An 18,704-nucleotide genomic window follows, 5' to 3' on the forward strand; every position below is an offset into this window, starting at 1 on the left:
GGGGAGTGCGCCAAAGCTACCGACCACCTTGGCGCGCGGGATAGGGGTGCGGGCGGGAGGGCGCCGCCGTCACTCGTCGCGGAGGGCGCGCACCGGATCGATGGTCGCCGCCCGGCGGGCGGGGAGGTAGGAGGCGAGGGCCGCCACCCCGAGCAGCACCAGGGGCACGCCCACGAAGGTGACGGGGTCGGTGGCGCTCACGCCCACCAGGTAGCTGGTCACCACCCGGGTCAGCGCCACCGAGGCCACCAGGCCGAGCCCGATCCCGATCCCCGCCACGACCATGCCGTGCCCGAAGATCATGCGGTGGACCTGCTGGGCGCTGGCGCCCAGGGCGACGCGCACGCCGATCTCCCGGGTGCGCTGGCGCACCGAGTAGGGCGATGACGCCGTACAGGCCGAGCGCCGCGAGCACCAGGGGCGAGCCCGGCGAAGGCGCTGGAGAGGGCGAGCAGGAACCGGGTCTGGGCCATGGCTTCCGAGACCCAGGACTGCAGCGTGCTCGGGTCGGCGACCGGGACATCCTTGTCGATTGCGGTGACCGCGGAGCGGATCTGGGGGATCAGGCTCGCCGGGTCGGCGGCGGTGCGCACCACGAAGGTCATCGGCAGGAACGACTGGAAGACGAACGGGTGGTAGATCGTCTCCCGTCCTTCGGTGGCGAGGGAGGCCGAGCGCACGTTCTTCACCACGCCCACGATGGTCACCGGCAGCCGTTCCAGCGAGAAGGTCTGCTCGTTGAAGTGATCCAGCAGGACCTGCGCCCCCAGCGGATCCTCGCGGCCGAAGACCCGGGTGGCGAACTTCTGGTCGACGACGATGACGTCCTGCGCCGACTCCTCGTTGTCGGCGCGGACCAGGGTCCGGCCGGAGACCAGCGTGATGCGCATGGCCTCGAAGTAGCCCGGCAGCACGGCCTTGTAGTCCGCCTTGTTGGTGCGATACGCGTCGTCGGATTCACCGATGCGGCCGTAGGAGCCGACGGAGTACTGCTCGCCTCCGGCCAGGGGCAGCGGGGTGACCCCGCCGACGGTTTCGACGCCGGGCAGGGTCGCCAGGGCGTCGCCCAGCCGGTTCACGAACGTGGCCCGCGCCTGGGACGTCAGGTACTTGATGAAGGGGAGCGGCACCGTGAAGGTCACGGCGTTCTTCGGGTCGAAGCCGGGGTCGACCCGCTGGATGGCGGCGAAGCTGCGCACCATGAGCCCGGCGCCGATCAGCAGCACCAGCGAGAGCGTCATCTCGCTCACCACCAGGACGGTGCGGAGCTTGTTGCCCCGGGTGCCGCCGGAGTCGGTGCCCCGGTCCCGGAGGCCGTCGGCCAGGTTGCCCCGGACGGCGCGGAGCGCGGGGGCGAGGCCGGAGAGGAGCGCGGCCACCACGGTGGCGGCGACGGCGAACCCGAAGGTGGCGCCGTCGAGGGAGACGAGGTCGATGCGCGGGAGGTTGGCCGGGCTCAAGGCCTTGATGAGGCGGATCCCCAGCCACGCGAGGAGCAGGCCGAGCACCGTGCCGCCGGTGGCGAGGACCAGGCTCTCGGTCAGCATCTGGGCCACGATGCGGCCCCGTCCGCTCCCGATGGCCGCGCGCACCGCGATCTCGCGGCCGCGTTCGGTGGCCCGCACCAGGAGCAGGTTCGCGATATTGGCGCAGGCGATCAGCAGGACGAAGCCGACGGCGCCGAGCAGCGCCAGCAGCGCGGGGCGCGCGTGCTCGACCACGTCGTGGTGCATGCCCCCCACCACGATCTGCATCTTCTGCGTGGCGTGGAACTGGTGGGTGTCCCGGAGGTGGGCCGCCAGCCGGTCCATGTCGCCCTGGGCCTGCCCCAGGGTGGCGCCGGGCTTGAGGCGGGCCACCACGGTGAGCCACGCCGCCTCGCGCTCGAAGTCGCCGATGTTGCTCGGCAGCACGCTCCAGGCGTCGATGTTGGTCGGCATGGCGGCGTCGGCGGGGAGGTAGATGCGGAAGTCCCGCGGCAGCACGCCGACCACCTCGGAGCCCCAGCCGTCCAGCTGGATGGTGCGGCCGAGCACCGACGGGTCGCCGCCGAAGCGCCGCTGCCACAGGCCGTAACTCAGCACCACCTTGCCGGGCGGCAGGTCGGGGTTCGGGCTGCCGAACGACTTGGGATCGATGACGAACGCGTCCTCGGCGACGTGGGTCCGGCCCAGCGCCGGCTCGACGCCGAGCAGGCTCAGCAGGTTCGCCGTGACGTAGGCGTTGGTGATCCGTTCCGGCGGGCCGTCCCCGGTGATCGTGCCGGGGAGGGCCATCGCGCCCGCGAAGCCCCTCGAACTGGGTGGCGAGCGCCCGGTAGTCATTGAAGTCCGGCCCGGAGACGAGCGAGCGCGAGACGTTGGTCTGGGGCAGCCGGTTCCACACGAAGGCCAGCTGCTCGGGATCCTTGAAGGGGAGGTCCCGGAACAGCACCGCGTTGGCCACGCTGAAGATCGCCACGGTACTGCCGATGCCCAGCGCCAGCGTGAGCAGGATGATGCCCGTGAAGAGCGGCCGCCGGGAGAAGGAACGGACCGCGTACTTCACGTCCTGGATGACGTGCCCGACCATGGTGAGACCTCGGCTGCCGGTGAGGGGCCTTCGGGAGCTCCGGAGCGCGCGCCGGGCAAGAATGCAGCCGGCGGTCGCCCGGCGCAATGACCGGACCGGGATGGCCGGAACTGCAACGTGGCCCGCCGGTTTGCGCCGGCGCGGCCGGGTGCGCACCTTCCCCGGCCAGACTCCCCCTCCCCCACCACCCCCCGGCCCGGACGCCCTCCCGATGCCTGCCTCCCCCGCGACCCTGCCAGATGACTGAGCGCCATCCGGACGAAGTGATCCTGGGGCGGTGGACCGTGGACCCGGCCGCCTTGCGGGAGTTCACCACGCGGGTGCGCACCCACTTCGGCGACTCACCCTTCCCGCCCCACGACCTGCTCAAGGCGTGCGACAAGGCCGCCCGCAGCGGCCTCGAGGTGGTGTGCCGCGACGACGCGGTGCTCGTGGGCCCCTGGTGCCTGGCCTTCCTCTACAATGGCGTCTCTGAGGTGCGCCTGGAGGAGCACTGGCTCCACTTCGAAATGGAGGGAGGGCAGTACTTCCTCCCGGTGCCGGTGGGGCCGGGCAACCGGGCGGAGGCGGCGCGGATGGTGGAGGTCTACGCCCGGCAGCAGGCGGAGGAGACGCGGCGCTACCGCGAGGAACGGGACGCGCCCACGCTCAACAACCGGCTGCTCACCTTCGTCGAGACGCACTGGGTGTGGGCGGCCCTGGGGTTCTTCTTCGTGGTGATCCCGCTGGTGGTGCTCGCGGTGTCGCTGCTGACCGGCAACCTGCCCTGAGCATGACCCAGCCCTCCCGCGAGTTCCTCGACTTCCAGGCGGCCGTCGCCGGTGAGTACTCCCTCGAGCGCGAGCTGGGCCGCGGCGGGATGGGCATCGTCTACCTGGCGCGCGACGTGCACCTCGACCGCGACGTGGCCATCAAGGTCCTGCCCGCGCAGCTGGCGGAGAGTGGCGCGTTCCGGGAGCGGTTCCTGCGCGGGCGCGCACCGCGGCGGGCCTCTCCCATCCCCACATCGTCCCCATCCACCAGGTGGGCGAGCGGGGCGGCTTCGTCTTCTTCGTGATGAGCTACGTGGAAGGCGAGACCCTGGGTGAGCGGCTGCGCACCCGCGGGCCGCTGCCGCCGGCCGAGGCGGCGCGGGTGCTGCGCGAGGTGGCGTGGGCGCTGGCGTACGCGCATGGCCGCGGCATCGTGCACCGCGACGTGAAGCCCGACAACATCCTGCTCGAGGCCGGCACCGGCCGCGCGCTGGTGAGCGACTTCGGGATCGCGAGCGGCGGCGGCGCGGCGGGTCCCGACACCGACCCGGGCCGGCGCATGGGCACGGCGCACTTCATGAGCCCGGAGCAGGCCGCGGGGCTCCCCGTGGATGGGCGGAGCGATCTCTACGGCCTCGGCGTGGTGGGCTACCTCGCGGTGAGCGGGCGGCTGCCGTTCGAGGTCGGCGACCCTGCCGGCGCTGCTGGTGCGGCAGGCGGGCGCAGCGGCGCCCGGGGTGGCGGCGCAGGCGCCCGGGCTGCCGCCATCGCTGGCGCAGGCCATCGACCAGTGCCTGGCCCGCGACCCCGACGCCCGCCCCGCCGACGGCGAGGCGCTGGCGGCGGCGCTGGCCCCGCGCCCGAGACGCGCCCCGCGCTGCCACCCACGCTCCGTGCCTGGCTCGGCGCCCGGAACCCGCTGTTGGTGCCCTACCTGGGGTGGGCGGGGATGTTCGGGACGCTCACCCTGGCCAACCTGATCGCCTGGGTCACCGGCAACCGGCCCGACGGGCCGGCCGACATCGTGTTCCTGGCCGCGATCGCCGCGGCGCCGCTGCTGCCGGTGGTCGGCTACCACCTCAACCAGGCGCGGCGGCAGTTCCGGGCGGGACACACGCTCGCCGACCTGCGGGCCGCGCTCGAGGTGGCGCGCCGGGAGCGGGCCGAGCGGGAAGCGGTGTCGCGCGAGGCGGAGGAGCCGGTGGGCCACCGGCTGCTGCGCGCCGCCACGGTGGCCTCGGCCACGTGGGGGGCGGTGACCCTCGGGCTCCTCCTGGCCGAGGTGGTCCATGAGCGGACGATGGGAGCGCGGTGGATCGTGCTGCCGCTGCTGAGCACGCTGCTGTTCAGCGCGGTGAGCAACGCGCTCGACGTGCAATTCATCCCCGACCGGCTGCGCCGGTGGTGGCAGACGGGGGTGCGGGAGCGGCTGTGGCACAGCCGGGTGGGGGAGTGGCTGGCGCGGCGGCTGGGGGCGCCGGAGCGGAGCCGCGCGGTGGGGGGCGGGGTGTTCCGGGCCACCGAGGTGGCGCTGGGGGTGGCGGCGTCGGAGCTGTTCGCGGCGTTGCCGGCCGCCACCCGCGCGCAGCTGGCCGGGCTGCCGGCGACGGTCGCGGCGCTGGAGGCGCGGGCCCAGGAGGCGCGGGCGGAGCTGGAGCAGCTGGCCGCGCGCGCCCGCGCGGGCGATGCCGCGGTGCTCGCCGCGCGGCAGCGGGCGGCGCAGGCGTACCTGGCCGACAGCGTGGCGGCGCTCGAGGGGGTGCGGCTGGACCTGCTCCGGCTCCACGCCAACGCCAGTGACCTGGCGCCGCTCACCACGCTGCTCGAGGCGGCGCGGCAGCTGGGCGAGGAGGCGGGGCGCCTGGCCGACGCGCAGCGCGAGGTGGATGACGCCACCAGGCGGTAGGCGGGCGCCGGGCGGCGCCCCGACTTCACCCCCGAGGACCCATGGCACCGCACCGCATCTTCACCACGGCCGTCGCCAGCGTCTATCCTCACTATGTGACCAAGGCGGAGAAGAAGGGACGCACCCGGCAGGAGGTGGACGAGGTGATCTGCTGGCTCACCGGGTACGGCCCCGAGGCGCTGGCGCGGCAGCTCGAGCGCCGGGCGGACTTCGAGACCTTCTTCCGTGAGGCGCCCGCGCTCCACCCGAAGGCGGACGCGGTCACCGGCGTGATCTGCGGAGTGCGGATCGAGACCATCGAGGACCCGCTGATGCGGAAGATCCGGGTCCTCGACAAGCTGGTGGATGAGCTGGCCAAGGGCCGGCCGATGGCGAAGATCCTGCGGGCGTAGGTGGCGGGCACCGCGGCAGGCACCACGGACCTCACCCGGGACACCCCCATGGGACGCTTCCTGTTTGTCGGCTGGCTCTTCGTGATGGCCCTGGCCTGCCTGGTCGTGGCGGTGGCGGAGCGCTCGTGGGGGTGGCTGGCCGGCGCGCTCGTGCTCGGGCCGGTGGCGTGGTACAGCCGCACGCTGCTGCACCGGGAGTTCGCGCACGGCTCCGAGCAGCCCTCGGGACGGTTCCTGTTGATCGCCTTCGGCGCGATGCTCGCGATCATGGGGCTGATCTTTGCACTGTAGGCCCGCGGGTGGCGCCGCGGCACTGCAACCATCCCCGACCCGGCCACGTACGACCGCAATGACCTTCCTCGACAGAGCCGTTCCCGCCACGCTCGCCGCGTGGCTCTGCGCCGGGTGCGCCGGCTCCCCGGGCATGGCCGCCGCCGGTGTCCGCGCCGGCGCGCCCGATCCCGTCCTCGCGCTGGCCCAGCGCTTCGACTCGCTGCGCCAGGCGCAGGGCGTCCCGGGGCTCGCCGTGGTGATCCTCCGGGACACGACCGTGGTGCTGGCGCGCGGGTTCGGGTACGCCGACCTCGCGCGCGGGGTGCCGGTTACTCCCGAGACGCCCTTCAATATTGCCTCGGTGGCCAAGCCGATCTCGGCGGTGGTGGCGCTCCGGCTGGTCGAGGCCGGCCGGCTCGACCTCGACCAGCCGATGCAGCGCTACCGCGACTTTCCCGAGTTCTGCGCCGACGCGCGCGGCAACGGCGGGATCTTCTTTGCCGACTACCCCTGTGACGACGCGGGACTCACCCTGCGGCGGGTGCTCTCCATGAGCGCCAACGGCGCGCCCGGCACCCGCTTCTGGTACAACCCGCCCTCCTACTCGTGGGCCTCGCGGCCGATGGCGGAGGTGTCGGGCCGCGCGTTCTCCGACCTGGTGGACTCGCTGGTGTTCCATCCGGCGGGCATGCAGCAGTCGGCGCGGCACCACCGGCGGCTGCCGCTCCCCGCCGCGATCGCGGGGGCGCTGGCCACGCCGTATCACCTCGACTCCGCGGGGCGGCCGGTGGTCTCCGACCCGCCGCCGCCGCAGGGGGATGGCGCGGCCGGCGGGGTGATCGCGAGCGCCCTCGACCTGGCGCGCTTCGACGTGGCGCTCGCCAGCGGGCGGCTGCTCACCCCGGCGTCGCGCGCGATGCTGTGGACGCCGACGGTGACGCCGGCCGGCGCCACGCTGCCCTACGGACTCGGCTGGTTCCTCGGATCGTACCGGGGGCGGCGGCTGGCCTGGCACACGGGGCTGTGGGACGGGCAGTACTCGGCCCTGTACCTCAAGGTCCTGGGCGACACCCCGGCGGAGCGGCGCACGCTGATCCTGCTCGCCAACAGCGAGGCGCTGCGGTGGCCCAGCCGCCTCGACGAAGCGGCGATCGAGCGCTCGCCCTATGCGATGGCGTTCCTGGAGGCGCTGGTGACTCGGCCGGCGCAATGAGGAATCCGGCCCCGTGCACCTCCCGCCCGTGATCCGCCCCGCCCTGCTCGTGGCCCTCACGTCCCTGCTGGCCGTGCCGACGCCCACGGCCCCACCGGCGCGGTACATCATCTACCTGCACGGACGGATCATCGAGGACCAGGGGCGGCGGCCGACCAGCCCCGACTTCGGCACCTACGAGTACGACGCGATCCTCGACACCCTCCGCCACGCGGGCTTCGTGGTTCTGAGCGACCAGCGCCCGCCGAAGACCAACGCCGATTCCTTCGCCACCCACGTCGCGGCACAGGTGGACAGCCTGCTCGGCGTCGGCGTGCCGGCGCGGGCCATCACGGTGGTGGGGTTCTCCAAGGGGGGCTGGATCGCCATCCTGGCCTCGGCGCGCATCCGCAACCCGGACATTTCCTACGTGTTCCTGGGGGCCTGCGGCGCATGGGCCTACGAGCCGACGCTGCACATCATTGGGCGGGTGCTGGCCCTGGTCGAGGCCAGCGACAGCCTGGGCATCTCCTGCGAACCGATGTTCGCGCACGGGCGCCGGGGACCCGCACCCGGGAGGTGCGGCTCCACACGGGGCTGCGCCACGGCGCCTTCTTCCGGCCCGATGACGCCTGGCTCCGCCCGGTGATCGCGTGGGCCGGCGGGCGCGAGCCGTAGACCGCGGCGGCCGCGCGCCGCCGGAGACCCAAGGCACCGGAGCAACCCATGGCCCTCGCCCTCATCATGCTGCTGTATGCCGTCATCGGTGTCCTCGCCGCCGCCGGCGCCATCGCCCTCACGTCGCGGCACCTCTCGCCCCGGATGGAGCAGGTGGCGTACGGGGTGATCCTGGTGCCGATCGCCGGGTACTATCTCGCCTTCCAGGCCCAGCTCGGGCCGCCCGCCGGGGAGGGATCGGAGCTCCTGCCCGCGCTCGGCTTCATCGCGCTCGGCCTCGCGGGGACGCGGGTCGCGCCACTGCTCATGCTGGGCTACGCGGGTCACGGCGCGTGGGACTTCGTGCACGAGGTCCTCATGCACCAGGAACGCCTCGGCACCCTCACGGCGATCCCGCTGGCCTACGGGGTGTTCTGCGCCGTGTTCGACTTCGCGGTGGCCGGGTACGGCTGGACCCGCCGCCATGCCTGGGCGGCGGGGTGGCGGGACCGGTAGGAGGCGCGCGGGCCCGCTTGCGCGGGCCCTCCGCGATACCCAGCTTCTGCCGGGCGCCACGCGCCCGCTCCTTCGCGCGCCAGCGTCGCCGCACCCCTCACGGAGACCCGCCATGCCATTCGACCGCGTCCGCCAGCCCCGCGCCCTCGTTGTCACCGCCCTGGCCTTCGTCGGCGTTGCGTGCGGCCCGGCTCGTCCGGTCACGGCGCCGGAGACCGTCGTCGAGGCCTCCGACTACGCCTTCCAGGTGCCGGCGCACCTGAGCGCGGGGCCGGCGCGGTTCCGGCTGCAGAACACCGGCAAGGTGCCGCACGAGATGGCGATGGGGCAGCTGCGCGCGGGGGTCACCGCCGACTCGCTGCTCTCGCACATGGCCGCGGGGGACGACCCGACCCCGCTGACGGACGGCGTGGTCGGGATCCTGATCGTGGAGCCGGGGGCGACGAGCCTCGGCACGCTGGATGTGGACCTGGTGCCGGGCCGCACTTACGTGATGATCTGCCAGTTCAAGGACGCGGACTCGCTCCCGCCGCACGTTGCGATGGGGATGCAGGCGAGCTTCGTGGTGGATTGAAGCGCGCTGCCAGCCCGGGGGTCACCGCTCCAGCACCACCGGATCGCCGACGCGCACCACCCCGGGCCGCAGCACCTCGGCGTTGAGCGCCAGGCGCCCGCCGAACCGGCGCCCGATGTCGCGCAGCACTTCGGGATCGCGCTCGAGGGTGTCCGGATCGACGGTGGTCATCGGGCAGCGGCCGCGCAGCGAGTCGAGCCGGATGACGACCTGGCCCACGCGCAGCAACGCGTCCTCCCACTGGACCTCCGCGAGCCCCTCGACCCCTCCGATCAGGATATTGGGGCGCAGCCGGCGGATGTCGCGCCCGAAGGCCGCCACCGCGCCGTCGGTGGCCACCAGCAGCGGCAGGATGTCGAAGCGCTCCGGGCCGGCGTGGGCGGCGAGCCAGGCATCGTCCCCCGCCGCCGCGCGGACGAGGGCGAGGGCCTCCGCGCTCTGCCACGGCAGCCCGTTCACGAGTGGCTGGCCGTCCGGGCCGAGGGTGCCCCGCAGCCCGAGGAGCCGGTGGTGACGGCGGGAGGTGCGCACCCCTTCCGGGCCGCGCACGTGCACCAGGCGGTCACCCGGCACGCCATCGGCGGTCAGCGCGGCCTCGGTGATCGGCTCGCCCGCCAGCGTCTTCACGGGGTAGCGCCACAGCCCATCGATGCGGTACATGGCAGTTCCTCTCCGGCGCCGTCGGCGGGCGCGACTGGGGACACGGCCACGCGTGCGATGGAAGGCGGCAGGCGGCGGCCGGCCCGACCCCGATGTCGGCCGGGGTTGGGGTCGGAAACTTGCCCTGCCAGGTGGCCCGGGGCCAAGGAGCCCGCCCCGCAGGACACGACGGCCGGTGACACCCCCTGCCGCTGATCGTGGGCGCCACCGGCGCGATACTGGCCGGGTAGGCACTCACGGCCAGGCGCCGTGGCCCCCAGCCCCTCACGCTAGCGACAGCTGAACGTCGACGGCAGACCGTTGCCATCGAGGTTCCGCCAGTTCACCGGGAGGTAGGGATCCCGGCAGGCGCCCCAGACGACACGGCCCGAGAGCGCGGTCGTGCTTCCCGTGGCAAACGCGTCCAGGGTGCTGCCGCAACCGATATAGGTGCCGCTCCCCGCGGAGGTCGGCCCGCAGTAGCCCTGGTCGAACCAGGCGAACTGGACCTTGTAGCCGCAGAGGTTCTCCCACTCCGCGAAGCCCAGCGGCCCGCCGTTGTAGGACACGATGTTGACGCAATCGGTGGCATCGCTCCGCCACCGCCGCCGCCGAGCGGCGGGAACATTGCGCGCCGACCCAGAGCACCACGCAGTCCGCCGACGAGGAACGATCGATGGGGTAGGTGCCCCAGGTAACGCCGTCAGCCCGTCCGCACGGCGCGCATGGTGAGCCGCCCCGAACGGGGGACGGTGACCGAGACGCCGCCCGCCCGATCACACGTGGACATGGGCGGCGGATCGAGCTCCTGGTCGAGGGTGCCGATGTACTCGTCGTTGATCCAGATCTCCGACGGCGTGCCACCCGGGCCGAACGCGCCGTTGGCGTAGACGGTGAGCCGCTGCTGCCGTCCGCCCTCGTCCGGACCCGTGCCGGCATCGGCACAGGCGGCCGCCAGGAGGATGGCCACGGTGGCGAGGGCGACCTGCAAGGATCGCGGGCGTGGCAGACGCTTGGGGGAGGGCATCGGGGGCTCCTGGCCGGTTCCGGGGTGTCGGGTCACGTGCTGTGGTGCACGACGCCAAGGTGGTGCCCGGGGGTGAGCCGAGGGTCAAACAGCGGTCAACAGGGGGTCAGGAGGGGGTTCCACATCCACCTCCCCGTTCCCCTCCCCGCCGTTCCGCTGTACCCTATCCCCCATGCCCACCCGCCGAGACGTCCTGGCCCGCCTGGCCGCCCTCAGCGCCCTGACCGCGCTGCCACGGAGCTGGGGAATGCGCACACCGACCGATCCGCTCGATGGCACCATCGCCGACTGCCAGGCGGGGCTCCGCCGTGGCGAATGGACCGCGGAGGAGGTCACCCGACGGGCACTGGAGCGCTGCCGGCGGGACGGCGCGGCCTGGCGTGCCATTGACGCCCTCTCCGCCACCGCGCTCGACGAGGCGCGGGCCTCCGATGCGCGGCGGCGCGCCGGGACCCTGCGCGGCCCGCTCGACGGCGTGCCGGTCTTCGCCAAGTCCATCTACGACATGGAGGGGCTGCCGACCACCGGCTCCAGCGCGGAGTGGGCGTACCTCTTCCCGGGCGCTGTACGGCGGGATGCGCTCGAGGTGCGCCGCCTCCGGGCGGCGGGGGCCATCGTGCTGGGCAAGACGGCGGCGGATGACTTTGCCTACCGTGGCGTGGGCACCAGCACCCACACCGGGCAGGTGGCCAATCCGTTTGACCGGAGCGGCACCCGGACGCCGGGCGGGTCCAGTGCCGGCTCGGCGGTGGCGGTGGCCGGCGGGATGGCCTTCGCGGCGCTCGGCACCGACGACGGCGGCTCCAACCGGATCCCGGCGGTGTGCACCGGCGTGGTGGGGATGAAGCCCACCTTCGGCCTCGTGCCGCGCACCGGGGTGATCCCCACCTGGCCCTACCTCGACACCCACGGCCCGCTGGCACGGACGGTGGCCGACGCCGCGCTGCTGCTCGCCGCGATCGCGGGACCCGACGGCTCCGACCCGCTGGCGCTGGCCGCGCCGTTCGACGCGAGCCCCTGCTCCACTGGCGCGACGACGCGCTCGCCGGCGTGCGCCTTGGCGTGGTGGAGGCGCACGTGCCGCGCGGACAGATGACGGCGGAGGCGGTGGCCACCTGGGACCGGGCGCTCGCCGACCTGACCGCGGCCGGGGCCGAGCTGGTGCCGTTTACGCCGGCGGTCACGCTGGCCACCTACCGCGACGCCTTCCGGGCCGCGGCGGAGGCGCGGGGCGACGTGGCGCCCGATCCCCGGGCGCCGACGGTCACGGCCAACGCGCTGCTGCAGTACTTCCAGGGCCGGAGCGCCGAGCCGCGCGGTGACCTCCGGCTGGGCTACGACGCCTACCGGGCGTACTACGACGTGCTGCCTGATACCTGGGAGGCGTGCGAGCCGCTGCTGGAGCGGCCGATGCTGGAGGATGCGGCGGGGCGGTCGTTCGCGCGGTCGCGCGAGGCGGTGGTGGAGGCGCTGGCCCGTTCGATGACGGCCGCGGGCGTCGTGGCGATGGTGTATCCCACCATGCCGTTCAACGCCTTCGTGCTGGCCGATGACTGGCCCGACATCCGCACCCCGCTTGGCTACGGCAACTGGCTGGGGCTGCCGGAGGTGTCGGTGCCGGCGGGGATCGGCGCGGACGGCCTGCCGGCGCTCAACCTCTCGGTGGTGGGAGTGCCGGGCGCCGACGCGCGGGTGCTGGCGCTGGCGCATGCGTACGAGCGCCAGTCGCGGCGGTTCGTGGCGCCGCGAAGGCCGGCGGGGGGGTAGAAACCAAACGACCCCACCGCGGATGCGGTGAGGCCGTGGCCATCGGGACGGCGGGATTCGACGCGTCCGGCGCAGTGTGCCGGCGCCGCCGGAGGCGGCGAGCGGACCGAGCACCGCCGCAGGCGGGCGGAGGTCAACCCGCGACCCCGGCAGCACAAAGCCCCGCCACTCTCGTGGCAGGGCTTTGCGGTTGATCGGGACGGCGGGATTCGAACCCGCGACCCCCTGAACCCCATTGCGGGAGGGCCCTTTTCAAGCTGTTGATCTACCAATCACTTAGCCGGGCCGTCCCTCCCTAACCCCTCCGTTACCCCTCCACCCGAGTGCTGGGGGCTACTGCCGCTCCGCCCGGGGCGCCCGAGGGGTGTGCGCCTTGATGCCTCCGCTCCTCGGCTGGATGATGTAGGCAGATCCGTTCGCCGCTGATCGCGCCTGCCGCTCGAAATCACGCCAACACTTGAGCAATGATGCTGCCTGATCGAGGCGGTGCATATTCTCCCACTCCTCGGACAGGAAGAAGATTGGCAGGCCGCTCTCAAGCCACGCCCGGAGGTTCGCTTCCATGCGCACGATGCGGACATCACCTGAGAGGATTACCCACTCGCCCTCGCGCGCAAGTTCCCCTAACCACACCGGATCAACCGTGTCGGGAAGAAACTTCTCTTGCAGGTGGGTCAGCACAGCGGCTTGATTGCCCTGGGCCTCGTCCCTTTCCGTGAGGAGCTCGCGCAGGGCGCGGACGATTCGGACGGAAATCGTATTGTCAACAAAGATCTTCACGCAGCCCGGCGGCTCAGCGAGGTTTCGTACTCCACTGCATCCCTGACTGCCTGCTCCGTTGCCTCGTACCACCACGCCACCGATGCCGCGCTGCCCTCATTGGCTACCGCTCTGGCAAGTAGCCGCGTCGGCAAGCCCTCCTTCACCACGATTGGCTGTCCGAAACGCCGCTGCGGGTCAATTACCACCAGTCGTTTGTGCGTCAGCGGCCACCAGCGGCGAGGGGTCTCGGTGTCGTCATAGTCCAGTACATCGCTCAGCAATGGGGCGACCACCGCCCTGGAATTCAAACTGATCACGCACCAAGTCCAGTAGCGCTGTGTCCCGAATGCCCTCAACAACATCTAGAATGACAGCGCGACCATCCGTCTTAAACCTGGCATGAGAAAATGGGTGGGTTGTGTTCAGGAGTGCTTTGGCGCGCTCGGATGCTGTGCGGATCGTTGGGTGACTTACCCCTTTACTCCGCAGGATATGAAGAACCCGAAGCTCAATGAGGTCAGTGAAGGTCAGGACCGGGACACCATCGAAACTGACCTCTGGCTGAACGACTGGCGGCGAAATCCGCCATGCCCCGTGATGCCGATACCGGTACCCCCGAGTCCAACGCTGGATACTACGCTCGGGGACCCTTGTTAGGCGACTGGCGTCGCCTACCGTGTAGGTGCCCTTGCCGACCAGGTGAAACTCTTGGGGCGACATTGGCGGACTCCCGGGCAGGGTCAATCGGCGACCGAATAACCTGCAGCCCCGGCCTGGCGGAAGGTCGGCAGGGAGGCTGCGGCATGGTCGCTTTCTGGGCTGGGCCTACGGAATAATACGTCGGCGAGCGGTGGGGCGCGAGGAGGGAGGAGCGCACCCCAGCAGTCGGACTACGGTGGGCAGCTCGCGAGCAGGTCTGCCCGGGAAATCGCGTTGAACGCTTGGATCCACAACTGAGCCCCGTTGGCGGTAAGCACGCCGAATGCCTGTTGGAAGGCGAGCTTTGAGACGTATGGCGGCGCTAGGTCGTAGTCCGCATTCTTTCTGTCCCGGGAGAGGCTGCACAAGTTTGGCCAAGTCCACTGATGCGGGGATCGCCGGAGCCGAGAGCCTGTCCCGAACATATGCGTGCGCGTCAATCTTCGGGACCTTATGACCGATCTCTTCCAGTCGTCCGCGGGCGACTAGGAACGCTGCATAGTACGCACGCCCACACGCTGTCCGGACATGCACCTCGACCGCCGCTGGCTTGCGTTGGCTTAGGTCTAAGGCCAGAGTCCCCGAACTCCGTGGGATCAAAGGGCACGGCGAGACTACGGCTCGACCTCGACGAGCACCTGGACGCGTGACAGTAGCGTGCCAGGCACCGCCTGTGCAACGGCTCCGAAGAACGTATGCCGACTCTGAGCGAGCGCCGCGGGGTCAAACTCCTGTCCAGCTTCGACAGTTACCACGATGTCATGGGAGACCGTGCTCTCGCCATCCCGAGCGGCCGTCGTGGTGACGCCTCGGACGTGGGGCTCGCCAAATACCGAGTGGGCGACGGTTTCCACATCAGATCTGAGCTTTGCCAACTCTGCTTCGTCAATCGCTGCCTTCTCAGGCTGGCCTTTGGCAGCGCGCGTGTATGGGTCGCACGGAGGAGGCGGGCGAGTTCATCCGCTCCGCAACCACATCACGCAACCGCCGCTCAACGGTGCTCATCCGAAGCCCGGTATAGAGCTCCATGGCCCGCAGATGGGTTTCATCCAATACGACAAACTTGGTGGTCGTCTGCGGGCAGCTGTGAGCGAAGATCGTTGAGCCCACCCACCCCCCGGCCACCATGGGGAGCACGGCTCGGTGCTCGCCTGTCCACTCAAGCTCATCCTGGATGTGGAAGGCACCCAAGCGATTCGTCGAAAGCTCAACCAGTCTGCTCATGAGTCGGCGGGCTTTGGAGTGTTGGTTTCAGGGGCCGCAGCTGGCAATCTGCTGGGCGCGCGCGAGGGCTCCCCAGCATGTCCCGCCCACCGTCCAACAGGGCCCGGAAGTGAATGAAGAGGGCCAGCCCGTCCGACTCCTGGCGGAGAGAGACCTCGTACAGCGTCCGCTCCGCGCTACCGGATGGGTCACGCTTGACCAACCAGAGGCCAGGGAATTGCGTCGAACGCGCTGATGTCGCCAGGCACCGGAAGTGGGAGGTTGATGATGCTGCGTCGCTCTGTGGGCTCGTACATCATCCATGCCCGCACATGCGCCTCCAACGGGTGCTGCGTAGCCCATTCCCACAATCGGGATACGGACTCCTGCTCATCAGTCCGGACAGGAGCGGGGCTCCGCTTGTCGTCTAGGAAGACGTCCACGTCGAGATGCAGCAGGCCAGCAGGCCCCGGTGCACCCTCGGCGCCCCCGAGGACTTCCACAACGTGCGCTCTCCGCTCTTCCCCTGTCAACACATCAATTCCGAACCGCTCCTCAAGGAATACGGCAGTGTTGCCTTCTCCGTCGGCTCGTCGGCGGATGCGGGCATGAAGGCTCTCGTCCTTTGTCTGTAGTGCCCCGAGCAAACCCCGAAGGGCGTCTTCCGACAGGGCGATGGCAGCATCAAGCTGCAGCCGCCCGCAGTTGGTATCGGCTATTGAAGGCAGGCTCAGTAGGGCCACGGCCACGCGTCTCGGGGAGGCGATGCTATCAGGTTGGTACCTCGGGGCCAAGCTTACTCGCCGCGGCCCTACACCGCTAGGGGACGCGGGATCTGGCCCACCGGGCACGCTGGCGTCGTCTTTCACTTAGTGTGAGCCACATACGCCCTGTACCGCGCCACCGCGTCCTCGTGCTGGTCGGGGAGGTAATTGGCGTACACGTCCAGGGTCATCTTGGCGCTGGCGTGGCCGAGCCGCTGGCTTACCACATTGACCGGCACCCCGGCCCCGAGCAGCAGGGTACAGTGCGTGTGCCGCAGGTCGTACAGCCGCACCCGCGGGAGCCCGGCCGCCGCGAGCAGCGGGTGGAAGTGGCGCTTCTTGACGTTGCGGTGATCCACGGGGCGGCCCAGCGGCCCGGCGAGGATCAGCTCATGTTCCTCATACGGGGTGCCCGCGGGAAAGGTGGGAAGAGGTTGCGACCCCCCGCTGCGGAGGTTGTGAGCCGCGTGGTCTCGAGCCGGCGAAACCTGCCCCCTGCCAGCCAGCGGGGATCCCTCGGTCCCCGCGCTCCCTCGGGATGACAGCATCTCGAGCCCCGGAAAACCATCGGATCTGACCTGCGTGGCCGCCTGCAGGACCTCGGGTCCCTGCCCTCGCGCCCGGGCCGACCCCGCGGCCCTGCTGTTCAATGGACGGCGTTTCCGGAAGCCCCGGGGCGGTCCACCTCGCGCCCCACCAGGCTGTCGAACGCGCGGAGGGCGCGCGCCTGCGCGTCGAGGTCCCGCACCAGCCGCTCCGCCAGATGGTAGGCCAGCATGATCCCCTGATAATCGTGGACGAACTGGTCCGGGTCGCTGGCCTGGCTCAGTTCCCCCGCGCGGCGGGCCTGCGCCACCTCACGCCCCAGGCACCGGCGCCAGGCCGCGCACCACCGCAGCAGCCGCTCCCGGACCGGGCCCGGCCGGTCGTCGAACTCGGTGGCGATGGCGATCAGGGGGGACCCCCCCGGGTAGTAGCCGTCGCTGTTCCATGCCATCCAGCGCCGCAGCAGCGCCTCCAGCCGCCGCACCCCGCGCGGCGCCCGGCGTGCGGGGATCACCACGTCCCGGACCAGCTCCCAGACCGCGTGGTCCAGCACCGAGAGGTGCAGCCGCTCCCGCCCGCCGAGATGGCCGTGGACCGTGGCCTTGGAGAGGCGGGCGGCGCGGGCCACCCGGGCGGCGCTGAGGCCGGCGAGGCCGTCAGTGCTGGCGAGCATGCTGGCGTGGTCGAGGAGCAGGTACCGAGTGTCCGGAAAGGTGGACATCCGACGGGCCTCCTGTTCACCTGGCGCAGGGTCTGACGAGCCGGGCTCGGGCCCGGCGGGGAGTTCCAAGTGATTGCCTGACTGGAGCTTCGGCACGACACCCGGGGCGGCAGGGGGTGGGAACACGCCGCGGGGCTGGGGGGGGAGATGGAAGAAGCGGGCCAAGGGGAGCGATAGGGCGGCGACCGAGCGCCCTTCAGGAGCCGCGCTCCTGAACTGTCCCCCTCCGAACGGTCCGTTCGCCTATCCACACGCCGTGGCGACCCGTCCGGCTGGCGGCGGATGACGCGCCTGCGGGCGGAGTTACCGCCGTCACGGGACGCGTGTCCGCCGCCACGGGAGGAGTGTCCGGAGACCGGCAGGGCCCGTTTGGCGTCCCTGGTCCGAACGTCCGGTCGGGTGCCGCGACCGCCCGTCGCATTGTCAGACACCGAACGCTGCCCTGGGAGGAGTGACCACGACCCCGTGCGGAGTGATCACGGGCCCGGGAATCGTGGCCGCGACGATGTCGGACGCTGTCCGCCGCCATGGGAAGGGTCATCGCGCGTTGCTGGAGGGTGACCGTGACGAGTCCCGTCATCGCCGCACGGGCGCGGCGCGCTGCCGCTCGCATGGGAAGATTGCTCCCTGACACGGGAGGAGTGTCCCCCGGGTCTGCACCGCTCCACCTCCGATGCGGCATGCGGTGCCGCCGCTGCTGAGAGAGCTCCTGCTCGCGGATCATCCGGCCGCTGCATCCGGGCTGTCGCCGTTCCTGACACCGGGGCCCAATTCCGCGGCGTTGGCGGCCGTGGCACGGCGGTCGCCTTTGGGTGCCTTGGCCGGCGGGCGGTCGGGGCGCCCGGGCGGTGCGGTCTACTCACTTGTGTGGCCATGCGCCTCGACCGTGGTGCCGCGGGCCTCGTTGAGGAGCCGGGAGGTCGTATGCGGCGGACGATTCGGAAGAAGTCGGACATGTTCCACCGGGTGCTGGCGTTGGTGAAACGGCACCCCTCGGAGGTCCCGGGTACGTGGAGGCGGTGCGGCAGTTCGAGGAGCGGCTCACGCGGCTCGACCTGCTCGCCACCCAGCAGGAGAGCGGCAACCAGCAGGCGCAGGGGTCGGTGGGCCAGAAGGACGTGGTGCGGGGGCGGATCGAGGAGGACTACCTGCAGCACCGGTGCGGATCGCGCGGGCGGCGCTCCGTCCGATCCGGGGTTCCGGGCGGCCTTCCGGATGCCGAGCCCGCGGCTCAACCGGGCGGAGTTCGTGGCCGGGTGCGGGCGATGCTCGCGGCGGCGGCGAGCCGGCAGCAGGTGTTCATCGCGGAGGGGATGGCGGAGACCTTCGTGGCGGACCTGGAGGCGCTGCTGGCGGAGTACCTGGGCGTGATGGAGCAGCAGGTGCTGGCCGCCGCGCAGCGCGTCGGGGCCGTGGCGGAGCTGCCCGAGGTGGCGAAGGAGCTGATGGGGCTGGTCCGCCGGCTGGATGGTATCAACCGGAAGCGGTGGCAGAAGAGCCCGGAGCTGCTGGCGGCGTGGCTGAGCGCCAAGGACATCGGGTGGCCGCACCCGAAGCCGGAGGTGGCGCCGGGTGAGCCGGGGAGTGGGGAGAGTGCGGCGTGAAGGGGGTGGACGGGTGGGGCAGCCAGGAGGGTCCGGCTGCCCCGCCCGTTCGCGCCATGGAGCAGGGGCGGGTCACCCGCAACCATTACCCCCCAAGCAGGCCAATTCCCTGGATCGACAGGCACCCATCGGCCACCGC

At 71.6% G+C, this 18,704-nt stretch carries 22 protein-coding genes; 12 read left to right on the top strand and 10 right to left on the bottom strand.

Going from position 1 to position 18,704, the window contains the following annotated elements:
• Window positions 1–69 precede the first annotated feature (69 nt).
• Together IPJ95_01050 and IPJ95_01055 are read right to left on the bottom strand one after the other, a co-directional pair.
• Window positions 70–345: an FtsX-like permease family protein gene (locus tag IPJ95_01050; GenBank protein MBK7922214.1), complete on the bottom strand. Its 276-nt coding sequence runs from the start codon at window positions 343–345 to the stop codon at window positions 70–72.
• On the bottom strand, window positions 300–2,276 hold the full coding sequence (locus tag IPJ95_01055; GenBank protein ID MBK7922215.1) for an ABC transporter permease: 1,977 nt from the start codon (window positions 2,274–2,276) through the stop codon (window positions 300–302). Before IPJ95_01055 ends, IPJ95_01050 begins: the two co-directional genes overlap by 46 nt.
• Window positions 2,277–2,810: 534 nt before the next feature.
• On the opposite strand from IPJ95_01055, the gene IPJ95_01060 reads away from it, so the two are divergent.
• The 9 genes from IPJ95_01060 (at window position 2,811) to IPJ95_01100 (ending at window position 8,833) form a co-directional block, all read left to right on the top strand.
• Window positions 2,811–3,341, top strand: coding sequence for a hypothetical protein (locus IPJ95_01060; GenBank protein ID MBK7922216.1), 531 nt, complete (start codon window positions 2,811–2,813; stop codon window positions 3,339–3,341).
• A 2-nt stretch (window positions 3,342–3,343) separates the two neighbouring features.
• On the top strand, window positions 3,344–3,628 hold the full coding sequence (locus IPJ95_01065; protein MBK7922217.1) for a hypothetical protein: 285 nt from the start codon (window positions 3,344–3,346) through the stop codon (window positions 3,626–3,628).
• Window positions 3,595–5,229, top strand: a complete 1,635-nt coding sequence (locus tag IPJ95_01070; GenBank protein ID MBK7922218.1) for a serine/threonine protein kinase — start codon at window positions 3,595–3,597, stop codon at window positions 5,227–5,229. The genes IPJ95_01065 and IPJ95_01070 overlap by 34 nt, the downstream gene beginning before the upstream one ends.
• A gap of 41 nt (window positions 5,230–5,270) precedes the next feature.
• Entirely contained in the window at window positions 5,271–5,621 is a 351-nt protein-coding gene (locus IPJ95_01075) for a DUF2200 domain-containing protein (protein ID MBK7922219.1), read from the top strand.
• A 48-nt stretch (window positions 5,622–5,669) separates the two neighbouring features.
• Window positions 5,670–5,912, top strand: a complete 243-nt coding sequence (locus tag IPJ95_01080; GenBank protein ID MBK7922220.1) for a hypothetical protein — start codon at window positions 5,670–5,672, stop codon at window positions 5,910–5,912.
• Window positions 5,913–5,970: 58 nt separating this feature from the next.
• Window positions 5,971–7,107, top strand: coding sequence for a beta-lactamase family protein (locus tag IPJ95_01085; protein MBK7922221.1), 1,137 nt, complete (start codon window positions 5,971–5,973; stop codon window positions 7,105–7,107).
• Between the two features lie 13 nt (window positions 7,108–7,120).
• A complete protein-coding gene (locus IPJ95_01090; protein MBK7922222.1) occupies window positions 7,121–7,735 on the top strand; it encodes an alpha/beta hydrolase in 615 nt (204 codons plus the stop codon).
• A 77-nt stretch (window positions 7,736–7,812) separates the two neighbouring features.
• Window positions 7,813–8,259: a hypothetical protein gene (locus IPJ95_01095; protein ID MBK7922223.1), complete on the top strand. Its 447-nt coding sequence runs from the start codon at window positions 7,813–7,815 to the stop codon at window positions 8,257–8,259.
• 112 nt (window positions 8,260–8,371) lie between these two features.
• Window positions 8,372–8,833 (top strand): hypothetical protein, encoded by a 462-nt coding sequence (locus tag IPJ95_01100; GenBank protein MBK7922224.1) that lies wholly within the window; start codon window positions 8,372–8,374, stop codon window positions 8,831–8,833.
• Between the two features lie 21 nt (window positions 8,834–8,854).
• Here the strand turns inward: IPJ95_01100 and IPJ95_01105 are convergent, their stop codons facing one another.
• The 3 genes from IPJ95_01105 to IPJ95_01115 form a co-directional block, all read right to left on the bottom strand.
• Window positions 8,855–9,493 carry an MOSC domain-containing protein gene (locus IPJ95_01105; GenBank protein MBK7922225.1) on the bottom strand — a complete coding sequence of 213 codons (639 nt, stop codon included), beginning with the start codon at window positions 9,491–9,493 and terminating at the stop codon, window positions 8,855–8,857.
• Window positions 9,494–9,762: 269 nt separating this feature from the next.
• Window positions 9,763–10,041: a hypothetical protein gene (locus IPJ95_01110; GenBank protein MBK7922226.1), complete on the bottom strand. Its 279-nt coding sequence runs from the start codon at window positions 10,039–10,041 to the stop codon at window positions 9,763–9,765.
• A 134-nt stretch (window positions 10,042–10,175) separates the two neighbouring features.
• Window positions 10,176–10,499, bottom strand: a complete 324-nt coding sequence (locus IPJ95_01115; GenBank protein MBK7922227.1) for a hypothetical protein — start codon at window positions 10,497–10,499, stop codon at window positions 10,176–10,178.
• Window positions 10,500–10,671: 172 nt separating this feature from the next.
• Here IPJ95_01115 and IPJ95_01120 point away from each other — a divergent pair, with 172 nt between their 5' ends.
• Both IPJ95_01120 and IPJ95_01125 read left to right on the top strand, forming a co-directional pair.
• The gene (locus IPJ95_01120; GenBank protein ID MBK7922228.1) at window positions 10,672–11,595 is read left to right on the top strand and encodes an amidase; all 924 of its coding nucleotides are present in this window, start codon (window positions 10,672–10,674) and stop codon (window positions 11,593–11,595) included.
• On the top strand, window positions 11,577–12,266 hold the full coding sequence (locus IPJ95_01125; GenBank protein ID MBK7922229.1) for a hypothetical protein: 690 nt from the start codon (window positions 11,577–11,579) through the stop codon (window positions 12,264–12,266). The genes IPJ95_01120 and IPJ95_01125 overlap by 19 nt, the downstream gene beginning before the upstream one ends.
• A gap of 333 nt (window positions 12,267–12,599) precedes the next feature.
• Here the strand turns inward: IPJ95_01125 and IPJ95_01130 are convergent, their stop codons facing one another.
• From IPJ95_01130 to IPJ95_01150, 5 genes are all read right to left on the bottom strand, one after another.
• Window positions 12,600–13,046, bottom strand: coding sequence for a hypothetical protein (locus IPJ95_01130; protein MBK7922230.1), 447 nt, complete (start codon window positions 13,044–13,046; stop codon window positions 12,600–12,602).
• Window positions 13,043–13,345, bottom strand: a complete 303-nt coding sequence (locus IPJ95_01135) for a DUF433 domain-containing protein (GenBank protein MBK7922231.1) — start codon at window positions 13,343–13,345, stop codon at window positions 13,043–13,045. The genes IPJ95_01130 and IPJ95_01135 overlap by 4 nt, the downstream gene beginning before the upstream one ends.
• A 1,794-nt stretch (window positions 13,346–15,139) precedes the next feature.
• Window positions 15,140–15,679: a hypothetical protein gene (locus tag IPJ95_01140; protein MBK7922232.1), complete on the bottom strand. Its 540-nt coding sequence runs from the start codon at window positions 15,677–15,679 to the stop codon at window positions 15,140–15,142.
• 116 nt (window positions 15,680–15,795) lie between these two features.
• Complete coding sequence (locus IPJ95_01145) at window positions 15,796–16,242, bottom strand: tyrosine-type recombinase/integrase (protein MBK7922233.1); 447 nt, start codon at window positions 16,240–16,242, stop codon at window positions 15,796–15,798.
• A gap of 98 nt (window positions 16,243–16,340) precedes the next feature.
• The gene (locus tag IPJ95_01150) at window positions 16,341–16,961 is read right to left on the bottom strand and encodes a TetR/AcrR family transcriptional regulator (protein MBK7922234.1); all 621 of its coding nucleotides are present in this window, start codon (window positions 16,959–16,961) and stop codon (window positions 16,341–16,343) included.
• A gap of 1,019 nt (window positions 16,962–17,980) precedes the next feature.
• Between IPJ95_01150 and IPJ95_01155 the strand changes: the two genes are divergently transcribed.
• On the top strand, window positions 17,981–18,565 hold the full coding sequence (locus tag IPJ95_01155; GenBank protein ID MBK7922235.1) for a hypothetical protein: 585 nt from the start codon (window positions 17,981–17,983) through the stop codon (window positions 18,563–18,565).
• The last annotated feature ends 139 nt before the right edge of the window (window positions 18,566–18,704 follow it).

The organism is Gemmatimonadota bacterium (genome assembly GCA_016713785.1).
GTDB lineage: Bacteria > Gemmatimonadota > Gemmatimonadetes > Gemmatimonadales > GWC2-71-9 > JADJOM01.